This is a genomic window from Pectobacterium aquaticum (assembly GCF_003382565.3).
Lineage (GTDB): Bacteria > Pseudomonadota > Gammaproteobacteria > Enterobacterales > Enterobacteriaceae > Pectobacterium > Pectobacterium aquaticum.
On the sequence record NZ_CP086253.1, the window covers coordinates 3,149,638 to 3,172,073 of the forward strand.

Sequence of the window (22,436 nt, forward strand, 5' to 3'; positions counted from 1 at the left end):
TTAATAACGATCGTCAATTACAGTCCGAGGATCTCTTTCACAAAAGGAATGGTCAGCTTGCGCTGGGCGGTGATGGAAGCGTGGTCAAGCTGATCGAGCGTCATAAATAACGTGCGCATTTCGCGATCCAGGCGCTTAAGCAGAAAACGGCTGACGTCTTCCGGCAATTCGAACCCGCGCAGTCTGGCACGCAGCTGTAGCGCTTCCCCTTTTTCGTCATCCGACAACGGTTGCAACTTGTAGATTTGTCCCCAATCAAGGCGAGAAGCCAGATCGGGCAGGCGTAAATTCAGCTGACGCGGCGGACGATCGCCGGTAATCAACAGCCGTGCACGCCCTGTTTCCTGAATGCGGTTATACAGATTAAACACCGCCATTTCCCACTCTTCATCGCCCGCGATAGATTCGATGTTATCGATGCACACCAGCGCCAATTGCTCCATCCCTTCCAGCACATCGGGTACAAAGTAGGCGCGTTTATCCAGCGGCACATAGCCCACCGCACGTTCCTGACGCGACAGCTCGGCGCAGGCAGCATGCAGCAGATGGCTGCGCCCGCCCCCTTCGCGTGACCAGAAATAGATGTAGCTACCATGCTCCTGATACAAAGCATTATTGACGGCGGCAAGAAGAGACGCGTTTTCACCCGGATAGAAACTGGCAAATGTTTCGTCATCGGGTAAGTAGAGTGGCAATGAAAGCTGTGCCGGCGTGTTCAGAATCACCTCAAGCAAAACGGGCAGGAAACGGATCTAGTTTATCACAGAAACCGAGCCCTGTTGAGGACGCAATACGCACGGCCTCAACAGGGGGAATGATGCGGCTATGAACGCGCGTCGTTCTCTTCCGGCGCATCGAGGATCTCTTCCTCTTTGCGGAACAGGCTGATGACCTTAAACACCAGACTCATGCCGATACCGACAACCGTCGCCAGCGCCATGCCTTTCAGTTCGGTCGAGCCCAGATGCACTTTCGCGCCACTGACGCCGATGATCAGAATCACGGAGGTCAGGATCAGGTTTTGTGCTTTGTTGTAATCCACTTTGGATTCAATCAGCACACGAATACCGGACGCACCAATTACGCCGTACAGCAGCAGCGACACGCCGCCCATGACCGGAACCGGTACAGCCTGAATCGCCGCTGCCAGTTTGCCCACGCAAGAGAGCAGGATCGCGAGGATCGCCGCACCGCCGATCACCCAGGTGCTGTACACTTTGGTAATCGCCAGCACGCCGATATTTTCGCCGTAGGTCGTGTTCGGCGTGGAGCCAAAGAAGCCGGACAGCACGGTAGAAATCCCATTGGCGAACATGGAGCGGTGCAGCCCCGGTTCACGCATCAGGTCTTTCTTCACGATATTCGCCGTTACCACCAGATGGCCGACGTGTTCCGCAATCACCACCAGCGCCGCGGGCAGAATCGCCAGAATGGCAAACCACTCAAAGCGTGGCGTATAGAATGTTGGCATCGCGAACCAGTGCGCTTCACGAATCGGGGTTAAATCGACCACGCCCAGCGCGAACGACAGCGCATAGCCAGCGAGCACCCCGATCAGAATCGGGATAATCGCCAGGAAGCCGCGAAACAGCACCGAACCCAGAATGGTGATCGCCAGCGTCGCCAGTGAAATCGTCACCGCGGTGGAATCAACAGACGTGCCATCGGCAGGCAGCAACCCAGCCATTCCTGCCGCGACACCCGCCAGTTCAAGACCGATAACGGCGACAATCGCCCCCATCGCCGCAGGCGGGAACAGCACATTCAGCCAGCCGGTGCCCGCTTTCTTAACAATCAGCGCCACCAGACAGAACAACACGCCGCACATAATAAAACCACCCAGTGCGACTTCATACCCCAGCGGTAACAGCAGTAAAACTGGGGAAATAAACGCGAAGCTCGATCCTAAATACGCTGGGATTTTGCCCTTACATATGAATAAATAAAGCAGCGTCCCCACACCGTTGAATAACAGTACGGTGGCTGGATTGATCTTGAACAGAATGGGTACCAGAACGGTAGCGCCAAACATCGCAAACAGATGCTGGAAACTCAACGGGATGGTTTGTAACAAGGGTGGTCGTTCACTTACCCCGATGGCGCGACGAGTCATCTTCAATATCCTCTGTAGTGTTGTTATTTATGTGTCTTCTTATGGCAGCCAGACTTATCCCGCCCCACCGCGGTGATGAAGCAAGAAAAGGTTGACTGCTGATGTAATAAAGCACCGCATGTGACGAAACACAGGCTCTGGCGCACCATAGGAAATACTTAGGTTTACGCCAAAAAAAAGCCGACTATCAAGTCGGCTTACCTGTTATTTCGTACCAAATATTTTATCGCCCGCATCACCGAGGCCCGGCATGATGTAACCCTGCTCGTTGAGGCCTTTATCGATGGATGCCGTGTAAAGCTCGACATCGGGGTGGGCTTTTTCCAGTGCGGCAATCCCTTCTGGCGCCGCGACCAATACCAGTACCTTAATACTGTGACAACCCGCTTTTTTCAGCAGGTCGATCGTCGCGATCATTGAGCCACCGGTTGCCAGCATGGGGTCAACCACCAGCGCCATGCGCTCTTCGATATTAGAAACCAGCTTCTGGAAATAAGGAACAGGCTCTAGCGTCTCTTCATCACGGTAGATGCCGACAACGCTGATACGCGCGCTAGGCACATTTTCCAGCACGCCGTCCATCATCCCCAATCCTGCACGCAGAATCGGTACGACGGTAATTTTCTTGCCTTTGATCTGATCGACTTCAACCGGACCGCACCAGCCATCAATGGTGACTTTTTCGGTTGCCAGATCAGCCGTCGCTTCGTAAGTCAGCAAACTTCCCACTTCGGAAGCCAGCTCACGAAAACGCTTCGTGCTAATATCGTTCTCACGCATCAAACCTAGTTTGTGTTTGACGAGTGGGTGTTTCACCTCGACGATCTTCATCATTATCTCCCCATCGGCTAGTAGACGGACAAAAACGCCAAGCGCGTTTTTAAACACCGCTTGCGGCGGCCCGCAGGGCGGCGGGCATGAGAGCCCGTCGTAAAAAAAATCGCGGGATTATACCGCCTTTTTTACTTAGCGCCATATGATTAAGCCTGATCCAGATCAACCGAGGAAAGAAATTGTCGCCATTAACGAAAAATAGCCAGCCGATGACTCATCACTCGCAAACGATTGCCTACACTGTTAGAATTAGCGCGCATTATTTTTACCACAGTATGTTTTCTAAATACCGTGTTTTCTGAATACGACCCGTAACCTTCGTGGGGACTCAGCAGTGACCGACAAAACCTCTCTCAGCTATAAAGACGCAGGCGTGGATATCGATGCGGGTAATGCATTGGTAGACCGTATCAAAGGTGTAGTGAAACAGACCCGTCGCCCGGAAGTTATGGGTGGATTGGGTGGTTTCGGTGCCTTGTGCGCCTTACCGCAAAAATACCGCGAACCGATTCTGGTTTCCGGCACTGACGGAGTCGGCACCAAACTGCGCCTGGCGATGGACCTGAAACGCCACGATACCATTGGTATCGATCTGGTTGCGATGTGCGTGAACGATCTGGTCGTTCAGGGCGCTGAGCCGCTGTTCTTCCTCGACTACTACGCCACGGGCAAGCTGGATGTCGACACCGCTGCCAGCGTCATTACCGGTATCGCGGAAGGCTGTAAGCAATCAGGCTGTGCGCTGGTCGGTGGCGAAACCGCCGAAATGCCGGGCATGTATCACGGCGAAGACTACGACGTTGCTGGCTTCTGCGTCGGTGTGGTAGAAAAATCAGAAATTATTGACGGCAGCAAAGTGCAGAACGGCGATGTTCTGGTTGCCCTCGCTTCTAGCGGCCCGCACTCAAACGGCTATTCGCTGGTGCGCAAAGTGCTTGAAGTCAGCAAGACCGATCCAGAGCAGTTCGAGCTGGAAGGCAAATCGCTGGCCGACCACCTACTGGCCCCGACCAAAATCTACGTGAAGTCCATACTTTCCCTGATTGAGAAAGTCGATGTCCATGCGATTTCTCACCTGACCGGCGGCGGCTTCTGGGAAAATATCCCACGCGTGCTGCCAGAAGGCATGCAGGCGACAATCGACGAATCCAGCTGGCAATGGCCTGCTGTTTTCAACTGGCTGCAACAAGCCGGTAATGTCAGCCGCCACGAAATGTATCGTACTTTCAACTGCGGTGTTGGTATGATCATCGCACTGCCAGCCGAACAGGCAGACGAGGCCGTTGCATTACTCAACAGCAGCGGCGAAAACGCATGGAAAATCGGCGTCATTACTCAAACCGATGCCGGAGACGCAGTGGTTATTAACTGATGAAAAACATCGTTGTGCTGATTTCAGGTCATGGAAGCAACTTGCAGGCGTTAATTGACGCCTGTAAAAACGGACGCCTTAAAGGAAAGATCGCCGCCGTATTCAGTAATAATGCGGAGGCTTACGGGCTAGAACGCGCACAGGATGCGGATATTCCTACGTGCGTCCTGAACCCTGAAGACTTTGCCGACCGTGCTGCATTTGATGCCGCACTGGCAAACGAAATTGAGCAATATGAACCGGCGCTGGTGATCTTAGCAGGCTACATGCGGATTCTTAGCCCGGAATTTGTTGCCCAGTTTGCTGGCAAAATGCTGAACATTCACCCTTCTCTGCTGCCCAAATATCCTGGCCTGCACACGCACCGCAAGGCGCTGGAAAATGGCGATCGGGAACATGGGACTTCCGTCCATTTTGTCACCGATGAACTGGATGGCGGCCCACTGATTCTGCAAGCGAAGGTGCCTGTATTTAGTGACGACACGGAAGAAAGCCTGAGCGAGCGTGTGAAAACGCACGAGCACACGATTTATCCGATGGTCATCAACTGGTTCCTGAACGGCAGACTGGTGATGCGGGATAATGAAGCCTGGCTGGACAGTGTTCGCATTCCGCCACAGGGCTATGCTGCCGAGTAGTATTGTCAGTTTATCGCTTCATCATAGAGTCAGGTTCCCCTGCGGGGCCTGACTCTTTATTACTTGTTCACTTATTTATTTCTTTCGACACCAACTCGCTAGTCATCATCATTTCTTCTCCCCCTCTTTATGTTTTAAGTATTTACGAGTTCTCATTGAACGTTCTACACAGAACGCGCCGCCGCTATACTCGCGTTGGTATACTCATGCCAGCGTGATCTCGGTAACCACAGTTCACGTCCCTTTATATTAATTAAGGATTCACTATGTCCGGTAAGAGCAATTCCGTTCGGCTACGACCGCTGGAACGAGACGAGCTCACTTTACTATCTGGCGAAGCACAAAACCGTGACGGGAACCGGCGGCGAAGCACCGAGAAGTTCCATCAGTCAGTAAGGTAAGAAAGTCGGTTTTTTCTGTTATCCGGCATCAAAAATTATGCAGCGGTGAGCTTGACCGCCGAGTGAGCGACAGGACGTCGCGAAAGCCAGTGCCGCGTCGGGAACGCGTCACTGGCGGCTCGATCAGCGGCCATGCACACCGATGGCACCGCGCAGCGGCATAATTTATGCCAAAAGCCAGGGTTCGCAGGGCTGCGGCGCTTAAGCGCCCTGCGTCGGGCGCGTATAAATTTTTGCATAAGCGTGGCGGCAGTGCTGCGCACGAAACTGCCTCTGTGCTTGCATAGAAATGCACCTAAGAGAAACGGCGAATTTCATCCGCAATTTTACCCCGCAAACTGCCGGAATAGCGCTTTACCGCGCAAGAGTCGTAGCCCCAGCCAGCCGCCGCAGAGCGACAGGAGGAACGCCGCGATTAACGGCAGTGCTATCCACATCCCGATATTCGGTTCCCAGGCAAAGTTAAAGACCTTACGCTGCAACAGCCACAGGGCCGATTCTGCGCCAATCGCCGCAGCCGTTCCCGCCACCAAGCCCAGCACCGCGAATTCACACCACAGCGTGGTGCGCAACAGGCGCAACCCGGCTCCCAGCGTGCGGTATACCATCAGTTCCTGACGTCGCTGACGCATCCCGACCTGAATCTGAGCCAGCAACAGCAGCACGCCACAGAACAGCACCAGGATGACCATAATCTCCAGCGCGCGACTCACCTGCTGCAAGACCTGCCCAACCTGACGCAGAATACTGCCGATATCCAGCACGCTCACCGTCGGAAACTGGCGGTTCAGTTGCGTAATCAGCTTCTCATCGCCATCGTAGCGGAAGCTCGTGAGCCAAGACTGTGGCTGATTATCCAGCGCACCCACGGGGAAAATAAAGAAGAAATTCGGACGCAGGCTTTCCCAATCCACCTGACGGAAGCTGGTCACCGTCGCGCTAAACGGCTGTGTGTCGCCGGTGAAGGTCAGCGTATCGCCAATCTTGATCCCCATCTCTTTGGCTTCTTTCGCTTCCATCGAGACTTCGCCCGTCTTCGGCGCTTCGCCTTCCACCAATACGTTGTGCTGTGGAATCCCGTTCATCCAGGTCAGATTCAGCTCACGGTTCACCGTGTTGCCGCCCGGATCGTCCTCGTGGATCACTTCAGTAGCAACCTGCTGATTAATCTCCGTCAGGCGCGCACGAATAATCGGGAAGAACTGCTCTGGCGTCACGTCATGCTGAGAAAGGAACTCCCTCATCTGCGGCACCTGTTCCGCCGTGATATTCAGCAGGAAATAGTTCGGGCTGCCCAGCGGCAACTGCTGTTGCCAGCGTTCCAGCAAATCACCGCGCATCACCAGCAGCAGCGCTAATAGCATGAAGGACAACGAAAACGCCGCCAGTTGGCTGAGCGTCGACCACGGCTGACGCAGCAGGCGATTAATCGCCAGACGCAATGCCAGTCGTTTAACCGTCAGACGCCGTAACAGCAGCAGACCGCCCCAGCCAATAACACCCAGCAGTAGCGACAACACCGCCACGCCGCCGAGCAGCGACCACAGCAGCACGCCGCCACCGGACAACACCGCCAGCAGCCCGACGACAATAATCAGGACAATCGGCAGGTAATAGCGCAGCGGCCACACGTTCGCCACCACATCCTGTCGTAACACGCGCAGCGGCTGTGTCGCCAGCAGCAGTCGATACGGACGCAGCCCAACCAGCAGCGAGATCAGCACCAGCGATCCCAGCGCCCATACCCACGGCCACAGCCCGGATGCAGGCAATACGGCAGGCAGCACTGGAGCCAGAATTTTCATCAGCAGTGCCTCAAACCCAAGGCCAAGCACGCTACCGCAAACCGCCGCCAGACCCAGCACGGAAAGCCACTGCCCGATAATTAATTTCCTCAGCGCTTGTTTGCCGGCTCCCAGCGTTTTCAGAATAGCGACCAAATCATAGCGACTGCGGCAGTAGTGCCCCATCGCCACCGCGACCGCAGCAATAGACAACAGCAGCGTCAGCAGCGCCGACAGCAACAAGAACTGCTGCGACCGCTTTAACGACTGGCTCAGCGCACCTTCGGAATCTTCCATGCCATACCAGCGCTGATCGGGCTTGAGCTGGGGCTTGATGAAGTTGCTAAATTCGCTAATTTGCTTCTCATTGCCAGAAAACATGTAGCGCCAGGTAATACGGCCCCCCGGCTGAATCGCCCCCGTTTTCTCGACATCATCCAGATTCATCAGAATACGCGGCGCGGTCTCAAACGGATTAAAGCCGGAATCCGGTTCCTGAATCAGTTCGCCGCTGATACGCAGTGAGGTATCGCCGACATCCAGCATGTCACCGACTTTCAGCCCAAGCAACGCCAGCAGGCGCGGGGCCACCAGCACCGTTCCCGCTTCCGCATGCAGCCCTTCAGGGCGCGTCTGCAAATTGCCGTACAGCGGATAACGCTGGTCGGTCGCTTTAACCTGCGCCAGTTGCGGCGTATCGCCCGCGAACGTCATGGTCATGAAAGAAATCTGACGACTAAGCGTCAGCCCGCGCTGCTGCGCGTCTAAAAGCCAGTTTTCCGCGACGGGTCGCGACGCACGCAGCACGCGGTCGCCCGCCAGAAAATCACGGCTCTGCTGGCTGAGCCCTTTTTCCATGCGGTCGCTGATCGTCCCCAGCGCCAGCACGCAGGCTACGGCCAGCGTTAGCGCCAGCCAGACAATCAATAAGGAAGGAGAACGCCATTCGCGCCAGAACCACCGCCAGATCATGCGTCCTCCCGCAGCTTGCCGTCGACTAACCGCAGGCGTCGCTCGCAGCGGGCCGCCAGTTGCTCATCGTGCGTCACCAGAATCAGCGTGGTGGCATAATCGCGATTGAGGGAAAACAGCAGATCAACAATGCGCTCACCGGTTTTACGATCCAGATTCCCGGTAGGTTCATCGGCAAACAAGACGTTAGGACGACCGCTGAACGCACGAGCCAGCGCCACGCGCTGCTGTTCACCGCCGGAAAGCTGAGCGGGAAGATGATGTAAGCGTTCACCCAACCCGAGCTGCTGTAAAAGCTGCTCGGCCTGTCCACGACTGTGGCTGTCGCTTTCGCCACGCAGCAACGCGGGTAATTGCACGTTCTCCAGCGCATTCAGCGTCGGCACCAGCATGAAAGACTGGAAGACAAACCCCACATGCTGGGCACGCAGCGCCGCACGGCCTTCTTCATCCAGTGCGCTCAGCGATTTGCCCATCAGGCTAACGTCACCTTCTGTGCCATCATCCAGGCCAGCCAAAATCCCCAGTAACGTCGATTTCCCCGAACCGGATTCACCAATCAGGGCAATTGTCTGCGCAGGTTTGACAATGAGCTCAACTCCGGTAAGGATGGAAAGCCGATTTTCTCCTTGACCAACGTGCTTACTAAGATGATGAACTTCAAGAATGTTTTCTACGTGCGCAGTTTTGCTTGGCGTAGCACTCGCTGGGCTGGTCTTCGCAAACATGTTTTCGTCCTTTTGCTTCTGGGATTATGCAGCGTACGCGCTTTCGCCGCTGACACATTATTAATTCTGGGCGATAGCCTCAGTGCGGGCTATCAGATGCCGATCGCTAACGCGTGGCCAACGCTATTGAACACGCAGTGGCAGACGCAGAAAAAAGGCGTCGCGGTGGTTAACGCCAGCATTAGTGGCGATACCACCGCACAAGCGCTAGCGCGTCTTCCTGCCCTGCTGAAACAGCATCAGCCGCGTTGGGTGTTGATTGAACTGGGCGGCAATGACGGGCTTCGGGGATTTCCCGCACAAAATATTGAGCAGGATCTGGCGAAAATCATCACGCTGGTCAAACAGGCTAATGCCCAACCGTTGCTGATGCAGGTTCGTTTGCCGACCAACTATGGCCGCCGCTACACCGAGTCATTCAGCAATATCTACCCCAAACTCGCAGAGCAGTTTGCGCTTCCTCTGCTGCCTTTCTTTATGGAGCAGGTGTATCTTAAACCGGAGTGGATGATGGAAGATGGCATCCATCCAACCCGGGATGCCCAACCGTTTATCGCAGACTGGATGGCGAAGCAGCTGGAACCCTTAGTTAACCATGAGTCTTAATAAATAGGCTTTTGAATTAGGTAAAGTTATGCAAAAAACGGTCTTCATTACGGGTTGCTCCAGCGGTATTGGCCTGATTGCCGCTCAGGATCTGCAAAAACGCGGCTATCGCGTGATTGCATCCTGCCGCCGAGCAGAGGATGTGGCGCGTCTGACCACGCTGGGTCTGGAAGCGATTACGCTCGATCTGGATGACAACGCCAGCGTGGAACAGGCCGTGGCGGAGGTGATCAGACTGACCGATAATCGCCTGTACGGTTTGTTTAACAACGCCGGATACGGTCTATATGGTCCGTTGAATACCATTTCGCGCCAGCAGCTTGAACAGCAGTTTTCCAGCAACCTGTTCGGCACGCATCAGCTCACAAAGCTATTATTACCCGCGATGCTGCCGCATGGTGAAGGCCGTATCATCCAGACCAGTTCCGTGCTGGGGCTGGTGTCTACACCGGGTCGCGGTGCGTATGCCGCCAGCAAATATGCGCTGGAAGCCTGGTCAGATGCGTTGCGTATGGAGCTCCACGGCAGCGGCTTGCACGTCAGCCTGATCGAGCCAGGCCCGATCAGTACGCGCTTTACCACTAACGTGGCACAGACGCAGACGGACAAACCGGTCACCAACCCCGGCATCGCCAAGCGCTTCACGCTGCCGCCAGAAGCGATCTTGCCGAAGCTCCACCATGCGCTGGAAAGTTCACGGCCAAAATTACGCTATCCCGTGACGCTAGTGGCTCACGCCTTAACCTGGCTGCGTCGTTTGCTACCGGGGTGTCTTCTGGATAAGGTATTACGAGGATAAGGTCGCAGAGGGCGATGTATTGCGCACTCTCCTCTGCACAAGGCTTGTAAGTCACACCGACAGGCCCCATCTAAGAGTCAAATGAATTCAAGAAGTAAGAGAGACTACTCATGTTAGAACAACAAGCGACTATCGTTGACGTCAATGAATCCAACCTGCATCAGGTGTTGGAACACTCCATGACACTGCCAGTCCTGTTTTACTTCTGGTCGGGTCGTAGCCAGCACTGCCTGGAGCTGGAACCGGTGCTGGACAAGCTGGCGCAGGAATACGCCGGACAGTTTGTTCTGGCGAAGGTTGACTGTGATGCCGAACAGCGCGTCGCCGCCCAGTTTGGCCTGCGCTCAATCCCAACCGTGTATCTGTTTAAAGACGGGCAGCCGCTGGACGGTTTTCAGGGCCCACAGCCGGAAGAGGCGATTCGTGAATTGCTGAAACGCGCGCTGCCGAAAGAAGAAGAGCTGAAAGTCGCACAGGCGCAGCAGCTGATTCAGGAAGACAAACTGCCGGAAGCAATGCAACTGCTGAAAGACGCCTGGCAACTCAGCCAGCAGCGCAGTGACATCGGCCTGATGCTGGCGGAAGTGCAGATTCAAATTAAACGCAGTGAAGATGCTGAGGCCGTGCTGGCCACCATTCCTTTGCAAGATCGAGACACGCGTTACCATAGCCTCGTGGCTCAGATTGAATTGCTGAAACAGGCGGCAGATACGCCGGAAATTCAGCATCTACAGCAGCAGTTGGACGCCGATCCGCAAAATGCGGATCTCGCGGTACAGCTGGCTCTGCAGCTGCATCAGGTCGGCCGTAACGAAGAAGCGCTTGAACTGCTGATGGGGTTCCTGAAGAAAGATCTGGCCGTTGCTAACGGCAGCGCACGTAAAACGCTGATGGACATCATGGCCGCCCTCGGCACCAGCGACGCCCTCGCCGCCCGCTACCGCCGCCAGCTCTATTCGTTATTATATTGATTTATCTTGTGAAAAAGGCCAGAACGTTGATTCTGGCCTTTTTATTTGCAGGCGAGTATTAGCCATCGGCTTATAGACTTATCGTCTTATGCTAGATTGATGTGATGGTTTCGGGCGTGCTAACCCGGCGTAAAAATTGCGCTGAGGTGAGCGTTACCGCCGAGTGAGCGGCATGGACGCCGCGAAAGCCAGTGCCGCGTCGGGAACGCGTCACTGGCGGCTCGACAAGCGGGAACGATCGCCGAAGGCACCGCGTAGCGGCGTAATTCACGCCAAAAAGCCTAGGGGTCACGGGGCGAGCGGCGCTTGAGACGCCCCGTGTCGGGCGCGTGCTATGAAATAGCATGAAAATGACGGTATCATCGCGCACGAAACAGCCTCGACAGTGACATAAAAATACGACTCAGAGGCAGTCTTAGATCCCCCCGCTAACTACAACGTCTCCAACACCGTGATCCAACCATGTCCGCCGTAGACGGACCAGCCATTTAGCCAGCGGCGCAGCATGTTCATCGCCAGCATCGCAACGACTTCCTGATGCGTTTTCAGGCTGTAGCGCTGTACGTTGAACTGTATCGTTTGGGCAAAAGATCCTTCCGGCGTATGCAGCGCTAATGACAGCTCTGCATCATTCCGGTTACCCACAACCAGCGCTAACGATGCCCCCTGACGCTCCGCCAGATGGCGAGCATAGTCCACTAACCCAGACAGGCTGGTATCCTCAACGTTTGCCAACAGTTCCCCGCCCGCCAGCGGAACATCCGCCGACTGGAGCTGCCAGTTGAGCAATCCTGCCGTGAAGTGTTCACTCACTGCCAGCGTCATATCACGCTCGTCCAAACGCCGTGCCAACTGTGCCGGTAACCCTTCGGTTCCTTCAAAGAGGGTATTTTCCCCTGCCACGGTGCGCACTGTTTCCCACAGTTGCTCCATATTTTCCTGCTGGGCAGCAGGGCCAGTCAGCTTCAACTCGATAATCGGCATAGAAGAGCGGTAGCCCAACACCACGCCCGGCGGTAACGCCATACCATCCAACTGGCTTGCCAGATCGCTCTCGGAGCGGCCAAAGGTGGTCAGGCGTAGGCACAGTGGAGCATCGGCGACAGCAAAGCGCTCGCGCAGGCGCGGCATAATTTGCTGATCGACCATGACCTTAAACTCAGACGGCACGCCCGGTGTAAAAAACATCAGGCACTTGTTCAATTGCAGCGCAAAACCACAGGCGGTGCCCACCGGGTTATCCACCATTTCCGCACTGGCAGGGATTTGCGCCTGTTTACGGTTGCTCGGTGCCATCACTCTGCCACGCTCAGCAAAAAAAGCCTCCATACGCGCCAGCCATTCTGCGTGCTCAACCAGCCCTTCTCCTGCGGCGGTGGCCGCCGCCAATGCGCTGAGATCGTCGCTGGTCGGCCCCAGGCCGCCGTTCACAATCAGGATATCGGCAATCTGGCTACGCTGCGTTATCGCAGTCACCAGCGCATCGAGATCGTCCCCCACCGTCATCCGGCTGGTCATCGGTAATCCCTGCTGAAACAGATAATCCGCCAGCCAGGCCGCATTGGTATCAATAATCTGACCATGCAGCACTTCATCGCCGGTACATAACATCTCGACCCTAAGCATTTTTTTATTCCTCGTGACGATCCTGAAACCACTTTAAAAAGTCGCATGAACAAACACAATGTTTCTTTCTGCCTGCCCGATAACGTATCGCCTCCGACGTCCCTCACTCCAGTGTAAATATAAAATTACACCCTTCGTAACGGCGTTTTGACAGAAATCACTGAATACTCTACCCTGCTGCCAAAAATATCTGGATAGCCGCGCTATTTATAGAGGAATAGGTGAAAAATCGTACTCTTGGCAGCATTTTTATCGTTGCTGGCACCACCATTGGAGCAGGAATGTTGGCGATGCCGCTGGCAACTGCGGGTGTTGGGTTTGGTACTACATTGATGATATTGATCGGTCTGTGGGCACTGATGTGTTACAGCGCCCTGTTGCTGGTTGAAGTGTATCAGCATCAGCCGTCGCACACCGGGCTGGGCACGCTGGCAAAAATCTACCTCGGTCGCTGGGGACAGTGGATTACCGGCTTTAGTATGTTATTTCTGATGTATGCGCTCACCGCGGCCTATATCAGCGGCGCAGGCGAACTACTCGCCAGCAGTATCAGCCAGTGGAGTGGCTACTCACTTCCGCTGTCCGCAGGCATTCTGCTCTTCACGCTGGTTGCTGGCGGCGTCGTCTGTATCGGAACATCCTCAGTCGATTTGTTTAACCGCATCCTGTTTAGCGGCAAAGTGCTGATGTTCGTCATCATGCTGGCCGTCATGGTGCCGCATATTCAGCGCGTCAACCTCCTAACGCTGCCGCTGCAACAGGGTCTGACGCTCTCGGCATTACCGGTCATTCTGACGTCGTTCGGCTTTCACGGCAGTATCCCCAGTATCGTGCACTACATGGGTGGCGACAGCCGTAAGCTGCGCCGAATATTCCTTATCGGTAGCGTGATACCGCTGATTGCCTATATCTTCTGGCAGCTCGTGATGTTGGGTAGCCTCAGTTCTTCAACATTCAACGCTATTTTGGCCGATCAGGCGGGGTTGAATGGGTTGATGCAGGCTATTCGCACGCTGGTTGCCTCACCGCACGTTGAACTGGCCGTCCACCTGTTTGCCGATCTGGCGCTGGCGACCTCTTTCCTCGGCGTGGCGCTTGGATTATTCGATTATTTAGCCGATCTGTTTAAACGTAAAAATAGCATCATCGGGCGCGCGCAAACGGGCTTGCTGACCTTTATTCCCCCGCTGGTGTTTGCCCTCTTTTATCCGCAAGGGTTCGTGATGGCACTTGGCTATGCGGCAATTGCGCTGGCCGTGCTGGCATTGCTTATTCCGGTCTTGCTGAGCTGGCAGGTGCGCAAACAACGTCCTGAAATACGCGCGACGCGCGGTGGCGCAGCGCTCTTGGCACTGGTCTTCGCCAGCGGCATCGCCATCATCTTGATCCAACTGGCGATGGTGGCAGGCTGGCTACCGTCAATCAGTTAACCTTCTCATCGGTTAATCCAAGACATAAAAAAACGCTGGGAGCGTTTTTCAACGTCGCTTGCGACGGCCCGAAGGGGGACGGACAAGGATGTCCGTCATAAAAAAAGAGCGTGAACTCAACATTCACGCTCTTTTTTCTTTCGAACCACTATACCCTTGTATCTTGAAGTTTAGGTATTATTGACAATGTAGGTTTGGCACGGTTCATGTAGCCTGGTTTACCCTGGGGTTTCTAAGCCCGTTATTTAGCTCATTGCGCATGAACCGCGTCACTCATCTGAAACCCGTACAGTTGTTTGACCTCATTTCGTATTTGCAAGGAGGGGTAAAAATGAGTCTGCCAAATTTACTTCACATCGGCATTGATGTTTCCAAAGCCTCCCTCGATGTCGCTATCGGTTCCGCATTGCCGCCCTTTTCCGCCAGGAATGACCTCGATGGCTTTGACGCTATTCTGGCTGAACTGGCAAAACATCCTGTTTCCCTTATCCTCATGGAGGCTACTGGTGGCCTCGAAGCCCCACTCGCTTGTTCGTTACAAGCCGCTGGGTTTGAGGTCGTGGTTATCAACCCACGTCAGGCCAGAGACTTCGCGCGGGCCATGGGATACCTCGCCAAAACCGACACGATTGATGCCAAAGCCTTGGCTATGATGGCCGAGGTCATCGACCGTCATCCTGAGCGCGAACGTTTTATTCAACCGCTGCCAGACCCTCAACGTCAGGCTCTGGCGGCTCTCGTCACTCGCCGACGCCAACTCGTGACCATGCTTGTCGCTGAACGTAACCGCCTTACTCAGGCTCATCCTCAGGCTCGTAAGAGCATAAAAACGATTATTGATGCGCTGAAACACGAGCTGGCTCGCATAGACCACGACATGAACAGGCATGTTCAGATTCACTTCAGCGCCTTGTCCGGTTTACTCAATAGCGTCAAAGGCGTCGGAACCACGACCACCGCTACGTTGCTGGCAGAGATACCCGAACTGGGAAAACTCTCGCGCCGCGAGATTAGTGCGCTGGCAGGCGTCGCGCCCCTCAATCGGGACTCTGGCAAAATGCGGGGCAAGCGGACAATATTTGGTGGTAGGGCCCACGTCCGTAGCGTGTTGTATATGGCAACGTTGGTCGCGACTCGGTTTAATCCGGTGATTCACGCGTTTTATACGCGTCTCGTGACGGCGGGCAAACCGAAAAAAGTCGCGCTGGTTGCCTGCATGCGCAAACTTCTGACTATTCTGAACGCTATGCTCAAAACGGGTAAGGAATGGGATGCGTCTTTTCACCTGATTACCTCATGAAAAATAGTGTTCAAGACAGTTGCTAAATAATTCGAGTTGCAGGTAGGCGGCGACACAGCGAACCCCAGGAGCTTACATCAGTAAGTGACTGGGGTTCGCGAGGACAAATTGGCTTAGCCAATTTGAACGCCGCTGGCGGCAGCCCCTCAGGGCGAGGCTCAGAGATGGGCCGAGTATTGCCAACACACCTGCGGCTTGAAGTATGACGGGTATATCAGAAGTTCAGACCAACGCCAATATAGGCAGAATCCGCTAGTCTGTTATCCGGGCCGTTCTCACGCGCCATATTGATGTAGCGGTAGCCGACATCGACGTTCAGCGGTCCAAATACCTGCCAGCGAACGCCCGCTTTCCCTTCAACATAGTGGTCGACATGGCTGGAGAAGGAATCTGGTGAATAGTAACCTTCACCATACAGCGAGAACTGACGGCTCAGCGGCCACTGCACGCCACCGCCCAGTGCGACGCCATAACCATCATTGCCGTGATCCTGATTCAGGTACAGCGCTTTGCCACCCAGAGTCAGCTTGAGTGGGCCAACAGGAATGGTATATCCCAGGCCAAAACCGTATACATCATTGCTGTTGTCGCCGTGGGCATAGCTCACATTCCCCGCAAGCCCAGGAATGCCCAGACCGAAGCCTGCATTGGCACCCGCGTAATCGCGACCTGCTTCCCCGGAAAGGCTAATGGCATGTACAGAAGCACTTGCAAGTAACAGGCTTCCCGCACAGGCAATCACAAACTTTTTCATTTTCAATATCCTTAAAAACCGTCGTTAAACGCGCGTGTAAAGATGCTATCGTTGCCGATTCTACCCGAAACGTCCTCTCACTCCAGCATGAAATTGCCCTGAACAGCGATTTATTCTTTTAGTCATCGTGAACATTTTTATCAAGAAAAGTTAGCACGATTTGAACACGAAACCAGTACGAGCATGGAGAATGCATTGCGTATGGTTGGGGAGTTCTACCTTTTTACCGGTGATAAATTGTATTGACCCAGTTTTCCACCTGCTGGCGAGATAGCTTAATCCCGCCATTTTTCAGTTCAGCAGGCAGCGCATAATACGCGACCGGACGCTGAAATCCGGCAAGCTGTGGCTGTAGCCAATCGCGTATTGCATCAAGCGTCGTGGATTGCGCTACCTCCAATACCGCAACAGGACGGTGGCCAAACTCCGCATCATCAACGGGCACAATGCAGGCTTGTTGAACATCGGGGTGTGTCAACAGCACGGCTTCGATATTCTCGGGCTGAATCCCTTCCCCACCGCTGAAGAATTGATTATCCAGACGCCCCAGAATGTGCCATTCGCCCTCGGTAAATCGCCCGCGATCCCGCGTGTGGAACCAGCCATCATCATCGACGAGTGGAATCAGTTTTCCGTCACGCCAATAACCGGCGGCCAGCGTGCTGCCACGCAGCAGAATTTCATCCTCAGCCAGCCGGATCTTTCGCTCATGAAGCGGCAGGCCGACGCCCGAACGTCCGTCAGCACGTTTCGCGCAAACCGTGGACGCCAGTTCCGTCAGACCATAGCCACACCAGCAACTGACGCCTCGCGCTTCAGCCTGTTGCGTCAGCGCCTGCGGAATCATCGCGCCACCTAGCAATACGGCCTTTAATGCCGTGGGGAATGTCCCCTCTGACAGCAGTCGCCACAGTTGCGTCGGCACCAAAGAAGCATGGGTGCAATCGCGCAATGCGCTATCCAGAGGCTGATGTGCGCGGACAACGATCGTTGCCCCAGTCGCAAGCCAGCGCCAGACGATGCCCTGCCCAGAAACGTGAAAGAGCGGAAGTGACAACAGCCAGCTGTCGCTGGAGGAAAATGCCATCATCTGCACCACACCTTCCGCACTGGAGAGATGGGCAGCAAATGAATGTACCGCCGCCTTCGGCATCCCGCTGGAGCCGGATGTCAGCGTCAGCGTCGCCAGCCGATCGGCCTGCCAGCGTAATCTATCAGTACGGCGGCTTTCCTCGGCATCACACAGGGGTAAAGAATCAGACGGCAAAGAAAGCGTGCGTACAGCCTCCGGCCACGATTTATCATTCAGGCACAGGCCATACGTTACATTCAGCGCAGGCAGTAGCGCCTCGGTTAATGCATCAGGTAACTGTGGATTCAGCGGCAGTACGCGCACGCCGCACTGTAACAGCGCCAGATAGCTGAACAGCATCTGGACGCTATTTTTCCCGCGTAGCGCGACCGTACAGTCGGGCATAACGCCCTGCTGGGTAAAACGCTCTGCCAGCTGATCTACCCGCTGGGCAAGCGACTGCCAGCTCCAGCGGGTTTCATCTTCAATCAATGCGACAGACTCATTCACCGAAACAAACTCATTCAACGAAACAGACTGGGGCGTCTGGCTAGCCCAGTGTCGCCACGGCCAGTCAGTCAGGATTGCCATACCACGTCCAACTGCTCAGCAGCCAACAGCGGCAACGCGCTATCCGGCCAGCGTTGAACCACCTGCGCCTGCATCAGATCCAACGTGTCCAGCCCTGGAACCGTATCCGGCGTCAGCCAGTGCGCCAGACGTGCCAGCTGCGTTAAGCCCAGACTGGATTCGATGCTGGAGCTGATCACCGCCGTTAATCCAGCCTGATGCGTTTCCTGCACCAGTTGCTGGCAACGTGCGAGACTACCGACCAGCGTAGGCTTGATCACAATCGCGCTCACGCCCGGCTCGGCTTCTACCCGAAAATCCGCCTCGCGCACGCTTTCGTCCCAGGCAATGTTGATGCCCGTTTCCCGCGCAAACTCGCGAGATTCTTCACGGGTTTTGCAAGGCTCTTCAAGAAAGGCAATGCGCGAACGCAATGACGGCGCGACATAACGAGCGAAGCCGTCGGCTTTGGCTCGCGTCCAACTGCGGTTGGCATCCAGACGGAGTTTCAGATCCGGCAAGGCTTCCAGCAGCACGTTAACGATCATGCCGTCACGCACCGCTTCGTACAGGCCGACTTTGATCTTTGCCACTTTCTCGCCCGGCATCGCCTGTAGCATCTCAAACAGCTCGTCAGGATCGCCGCTGCACAATGGCGCTTTGCGATAATCCGCCGCCTGTGGCAGATGTTGATCCAGTTCGGCCTGCGCACAGCTCAAGCCAAAGGCAACCGACGGCAGAAGATCGTCAGAAAATGCCTGTCCTGCTGCCCACGATTGCAGCTGTTCAAGCGCGGCTGATTCCGCCTCTGCCAACGTTTCCACGCTGAATTCTGGCAACGGCGCAATCTCACCCCAGCCCAACCGCTCGCCGTCTTGCAGGCGAACGATAAGCCCATCGCGGGTTTTCAGACGCTGATTGCGCAGCACCACTCCAGCTTCCATCGGCACGCTGTAACGATAGAGAGTGACCTGACGCATTACGGATTCCGTTTGAATTTGCTGAAGTCAGGCTGGCGTTTTTCATTGAACGCGTTGCGGCCTTCCTGCCCTTCGTCTGTCATGTAGAACAGCATGGTGGCGTTACCCGCCAGCTCCTGCAAGCCCGCCTGACCGTCGCAGTCTGCGTTCAGCGCCGCTTTCAGACAGCGCAGCGCCATTGGGCTGTTTTGCAGCATTTCACGGCACCAGCGCACGGTTTCTTTTTCCAGATCCGCCAACGGTACTACCGTGTTAACCAATCCCATATCCAGCGCTTGCGCAGCGTCGTACTGGCGGCACAGGAACCAGATTTCACGCGCTTTCTTCTGACCCACGATGCGCGCCATGTAAGACGCGCCCCAGCCGCCGTCAAAGGAACCGACACGCGGACCCGTTTGACCGAAGATGGCGTTCTCTGCCGCAATCGTCAGATCGCACATCATGTGCAGAACGTGTCCGCCACCGATGGAATAGCCTGCGACCATCGCGACAACCGGCTTCGGACAGGTACGAATCTGACGCTGGAAATCCAGCACGTTCAGGTGATGCACGCCGCTGTCGTCCTGATAACCGCCGTAGTCGCCACGAACTTTCTGATCGCCGCCGGAGCAGAATGCTTTATCGCCCGCGCCGGTCAGGATAATCGTCCCGATGCCGTCGTCGTGACGCGCATTATCAAGCGCCTGAATCATCTCTTTTACCGTTTGCGGACGGAACGCATTGCGAACCTGAGGACGGTTAATGGTGATTTTGGCAATGCCATCGATGGATTTATGGTAGAGGATATCGGCGAAGTCGCCGCTGCAATCGTGCCATTCAATCGGTGCGTAAAGCAGATCTTCACTCGGATAAAGCATAGTTATCAATCCTTAACGTGATGCAAAAGAAAAGAGCGAACCCGCTCGGCATAGGCCGTTGGATTCGCCTGATGAGCATTGTGACCCGCCTGAGCCACGCTCAGTAACGGCAGGCCGTATTGCGCCGCCAGCGTTTGAAACTTCACGTCGCTGGCACCGCATAAGTAAACAAAAGGTATCGACAGGTGCTGGAGGCGTTCCGCTAAAAAGGGCTGTCGTCCCAGCGAGGTAGCTTCCAGCATTGCCGCAACAGACGCACCGTGATTCGTGCTGCGGCGCGCGATCAGCTGTTCACGCTGCGCTGAATCCAGATCGGTAAACACCGCCTGCTGATACCAGTCCTGCAAGACCGCTGGCAGCGGCTCCTGACGAAAGCGCTGCGCCCAGCGTGCATCATGCTGGATACGCTCCGTACGCAGTTCCAGCGCTGCCAAGCCGGGATGACCACCTTCAACCATCAGCCCCAGCATGCCGTCATGCTGCCCGTTGCAGGCGTGATACATCGCGATACGCCCACCGAGCGAATAGCCTAGCAGCCAGTAATTCTCAATGCCTTGATCCAACAGCGTCTCGCTTAACTGGCGGCTGACATCGGCAAAATCTATTGTGGAAATCGTTCGCGACACGCCGTGTCCGGGTAAATCCACCAGCAACACGGGCCAGTCACGACAGAACGGCAGGATGGGCTGCCAATCCTCACCACTGCCTAATAAACCATGCAGACACACCAGCCACGGCTGCCTCGGAGCCACCGCGCCATGCGTCACTTTCTGGCAGCTTAGCTCTTGAAAACTTGGTCTCTGAAAAACCAGCCTCTGGGAATCTAGTGCGCCCATGTCGCCACCTGCGCGACCAGTTCATTGAGCGTTTTCGCGCCGTCTTTCGGTTCAACCACCACTTCCAGCAGCGTGACGCCGCCCTGAGTCCAGCAATTCGCTGCCGTATTCGCCAGCTGTTCCCAGCTCTCGGCACGTACGTAATTCAGGCCAAACATCGCAGCAGCGTGCCCGAACTCCACATTTTGCGGCATGCAGTAAAACGCTTCACGCTGTGCAACTGGCGTCGGCAGCAGGGAAAATATCTGGCCGCCGTTATTGTTCACCACGATTAATACCAGCGGTGCGGGAGACTGACGCAGCAGCGCCAGCGCATTCAAATCGTATAACGCGGAAAGATCGCCGACGATGCCCAGCGTGGCTTTTGACGTGGCACGCTGTACACCGGCCAGCGTGGAAATCAGGCCATCAATGCCGCTGGCACCACGATTACCGTACACCGGATACCCTTGCGGGAGCTGCGCCAGCGCGTCGATCAGGCGCACAACGAGACTGTTGCCGACAAACAGCTGCCCGTCCGGCGGCAACAGCGCCGGTATGCGCTGCGCCAGCTGTGCCTCACCAAAGCGGGAAGCCAGATGTGCGTCGACCTGCCGCTGCGTTCTGTCGGCAATATCCGCCAGCAAATCCGCCCACGGCGCTTGCTTATGTGCAGGATGCGCAGACAGCCATTCACCCACGTCCGCCACCAGACGACGCCCACGATGGTGAGCCGGATCCAACCGTCCCGGTAGGTCATCGATTAACCAGAATTCTTGCGGCTGGCACTGTTCCTGCCATTGCAGCAGGCGCTTACCCGTCAGGCTACCGCCGAACTGCAAGACAATGTCCGCCTGCCGTAAGCGCTCCGCTGCGTCAGGATGCGCCAGCCAAATATCCGCACAGGGTAACGGCTGCCCGCTTTGCGACAGGACATCACCAATCAACGGCCAGCCCAGTTCGTTCGCCCACGCGGCAAGTCGTGCACCTTGTTCAGGCGTCACGCGGCCGGCGAGGACAACGCCCCGTTTCTCTCGCCACTGCGGCCAGTCCGGCTGCACCGCCAGCGTGCTCTGGCGCATTTCACGCAGCCAGGGTTCACGGCTGTTCCACCAGTCGCCCAGTGTCATCAACCAGTCCTGATACGCCGTGCCGTCATCGGCACCGTACAGCGGTTCGGCAAAGGGGCAGTTAATGTGCAACGCGCCGTGCGTCAGTCGCGCCATGGCGCTATCCACAGAGGAAACCAGCCAGCTAGCCGGAATGTCGGGCGTAGGGCGCGGTAAATCGAGCGCCAGCGTGGGGTGTGAAGCATACAGTGCATGTTGGCGAATCGCCTGATTCGCACCGCAATCAATCAGCTCCGGCGGGCGGTCGGCTGTCAGCACCACCAACCGTTCGCCGGTCAACCCCGCTTCGATGATGGCGGGATAAAGGTTCGCCGCGGCGGTGCCTGACGTCACGATAATCGCAACCGGCTCACGTGAGGCTTTTGCCAGCCCCAGCGCCAGATGCCCAAGCCCCCGCTCATCGAAATGCGTGTGGCAAATCAGTGCGTGATTATCCGCCGCAGACAGCGTCAACGGGGTGGAGCGAGAACCAGGCGCGATGCAGACATGCCGGACACCGTGGCGGGTCAGCGATTCCAGCAGTAATGTAGCCCAGCGGCGATTAAATACACTTGTTGACATGTTGTACTCAACAACTCAGGTTGCAGGTTATAAACAAATAATAATGATCAAACTGTTGGCGGCCTGGTGCACGTCAGCAAACATCGAGATCAGCCTTATTATATTTTTTTTTATCACGCTGAC

General features: G+C 55.6%; 19 protein-coding genes. 7 read left to right on the plus strand and 12 right to left on the minus strand.

Translation table 11 applies throughout. The features are described from left to right. Positions 1-17 precede the first annotated feature (17 nt). From hda to upp, 3 genes are all read right to left on the minus strand, one after another. Complete coding sequence (gene hda / locus DMB82_RS14685; protein ID WP_005976214.1) at positions 18-725, minus strand: DnaA inactivator Hda; 708 nt, start codon at positions 723-725, stop codon at positions 18-20. A 98-nt stretch (positions 726-823) separates the two neighbouring features. Continuing rightward, positions 824-2,113 (minus strand): uracil permease, encoded by a 1,290-nt coding sequence (uraA, locus tag DMB82_RS14690; protein WP_010286494.1) that lies wholly within the window; start codon positions 2,111-2,113, stop codon positions 824-826. A 204-nt stretch (positions 2,114-2,317) separates the two neighbouring features. Beyond that, positions 2,318-2,944, minus strand: coding sequence for a uracil phosphoribosyltransferase (gene upp / locus DMB82_RS14695; protein WP_010307474.1), 627 nt, complete (start codon positions 2,942-2,944; stop codon positions 2,318-2,320). Between the two features lie 337 nt (positions 2,945-3,281). Between upp and purM the strand changes: the two genes are divergently transcribed. Both purM and purN read left to right on the plus strand, forming a co-directional pair. Beyond that, positions 3,282-4,319, plus strand: coding sequence for a phosphoribosylformylglycinamidine cyclo-ligase (gene purM, locus DMB82_RS14700; RefSeq protein WP_010286490.1), 1,038 nt, complete (start codon positions 3,282-3,284; stop codon positions 4,317-4,319). Next, positions 4,319-4,957: a phosphoribosylglycinamide formyltransferase gene (purN, locus tag DMB82_RS14705; protein WP_010307471.1), complete on the plus strand. Its 639-nt coding sequence runs from the start codon at positions 4,319-4,321 to the stop codon at positions 4,955-4,957. The genes purM and purN overlap by 1 nt, the downstream gene beginning before the upstream one ends. A gap of 727 nt (positions 4,958-5,684) precedes the next feature. On the opposite strand, the gene ybbP is transcribed toward purN, so the two are convergent. Both ybbP and ybbA read right to left on the minus strand, forming a co-directional pair. Beyond that, positions 5,685-8,114, minus strand: a complete 2,430-nt coding sequence (gene ybbP, locus DMB82_RS14710) for a putative ABC transporter permease subunit YbbP (protein ID WP_116163042.1) — start codon at positions 8,112-8,114, stop codon at positions 5,685-5,687. Further along, complete coding sequence (gene ybbA / locus DMB82_RS14715) at positions 8,111-8,842, minus strand: putative ABC transporter ATP-binding protein YbbA (protein WP_010307452.1); 732 nt, start codon at positions 8,840-8,842, stop codon at positions 8,111-8,113. The genes ybbP and ybbA overlap by 4 nt, the downstream gene beginning before the upstream one ends. Between ybbA and tesA the strand changes: the two genes are divergently transcribed. The 3 genes from tesA (at position 8,768) to DMB82_RS14730 (ending at position 11,218) form a co-directional block, all read left to right on the plus strand. After that, positions 8,768-9,448 (plus strand): multifunctional acyl-CoA thioesterase I/protease I/lysophospholipase L1, encoded by a 681-nt coding sequence (tesA, locus tag DMB82_RS14720; RefSeq protein WP_202618502.1) that lies wholly within the window; start codon positions 8,768-8,770, stop codon positions 9,446-9,448. The genes ybbA and tesA overlap by 75 nt on opposite strands. A gap of 28 nt (positions 9,449-9,476) precedes the next feature. After that, positions 9,477-10,247, plus strand: a complete 771-nt coding sequence (locus DMB82_RS14725) for an SDR family oxidoreductase (protein ID WP_116163044.1) — start codon at positions 9,477-9,479, stop codon at positions 10,245-10,247. Positions 10,248-10,357: 110 nt separating this feature from the next. After that, entirely contained in the window at positions 10,358-11,218 is an 861-nt protein-coding gene (locus tag DMB82_RS14730) for a co-chaperone YbbN (RefSeq protein ID WP_116163046.1), read from the plus strand. 432 nt (positions 11,219-11,650) lie between these two features. Here DMB82_RS14730 and DMB82_RS14735 read toward each other — a convergent pair whose 3' ends face one another. Continuing rightward, positions 11,651-12,844, minus strand: coding sequence for a nicotinamide mononucleotide deamidase-related protein YfaY (locus DMB82_RS14735; protein WP_116163047.1), 1,194 nt, complete (start codon positions 12,842-12,844; stop codon positions 11,651-11,653). A gap of 221 nt (positions 12,845-13,065) precedes the next feature. On the opposite strand from DMB82_RS14735, the gene tyrP reads away from it, so the two are divergent. Then, positions 13,066-14,274: a tyrosine transporter TyrP gene (gene tyrP, locus DMB82_RS14740; RefSeq protein ID WP_116155854.1), complete on the plus strand. Its 1,209-nt coding sequence runs from the start codon at positions 13,066-13,068 to the stop codon at positions 14,272-14,274. 331 nt (positions 14,275-14,605) lie between these two features. Beyond that, positions 14,606-15,574 carry an IS110 family RNA-guided transposase gene (locus DMB82_RS14745; protein ID WP_102119603.1) on the plus strand — a complete coding sequence of 323 codons (969 nt, stop codon included), beginning with the start codon at positions 14,606-14,608 and terminating at the stop codon, positions 15,572-15,574. A gap of 214 nt (positions 15,575-15,788) precedes the next feature. Here the strand turns inward: DMB82_RS14745 and DMB82_RS14750 are convergent, their stop codons facing one another. The 6 genes from DMB82_RS14750 to menD form a co-directional block, all read right to left on the minus strand. Continuing rightward, entirely contained in the window at positions 15,789-16,328 is a 540-nt protein-coding gene (locus DMB82_RS14750) for a YfaZ family outer membrane protein (RefSeq protein ID WP_116163780.1), read from the minus strand. A gap of 223 nt (positions 16,329-16,551) precedes the next feature. Beyond that, entirely contained in the window at positions 16,552-17,991 is a 1,440-nt protein-coding gene (gene menE, locus DMB82_RS14755; RefSeq protein ID WP_116163782.1) for an o-succinylbenzoate--CoA ligase, read from the minus strand. Beyond that, positions 17,979-18,950 (minus strand): o-succinylbenzoate synthase, encoded by a 972-nt coding sequence (menC, locus tag DMB82_RS14760; protein WP_116163784.1) that lies wholly within the window; start codon positions 18,948-18,950, stop codon positions 17,979-17,981. The genes menE and menC overlap by 13 nt, the downstream gene beginning before the upstream one ends. Beyond that, on the minus strand, positions 18,950-19,807 hold the full coding sequence (gene menB, locus DMB82_RS14765) for a 1,4-dihydroxy-2-naphthoyl-CoA synthase (protein ID WP_010301311.1): 858 nt from the start codon (positions 19,805-19,807) through the stop codon (positions 18,950-18,952). The genes menC and menB overlap by 1 nt, the downstream gene beginning before the upstream one ends. Before the next feature lie 5 nt (positions 19,808-19,812). Continuing rightward, positions 19,813-20,643: a 2-succinyl-6-hydroxy-2,4-cyclohexadiene-1-carboxylate synthase gene (gene menH / locus DMB82_RS14770; RefSeq protein ID WP_116163786.1), complete on the minus strand. Its 831-nt coding sequence runs from the start codon at positions 20,641-20,643 to the stop codon at positions 19,813-19,815. Then, entirely contained in the window at positions 20,631-22,313 is a 1,683-nt protein-coding gene (gene menD, locus DMB82_RS14775) for a 2-succinyl-5-enolpyruvyl-6-hydroxy-3-cyclohexene-1-carboxylic-acid synthase (protein ID WP_116163788.1), read from the minus strand. The genes menH and menD overlap by 13 nt, the downstream gene beginning before the upstream one ends. Positions 22,314-22,436 lie beyond the last annotated feature (123 nt).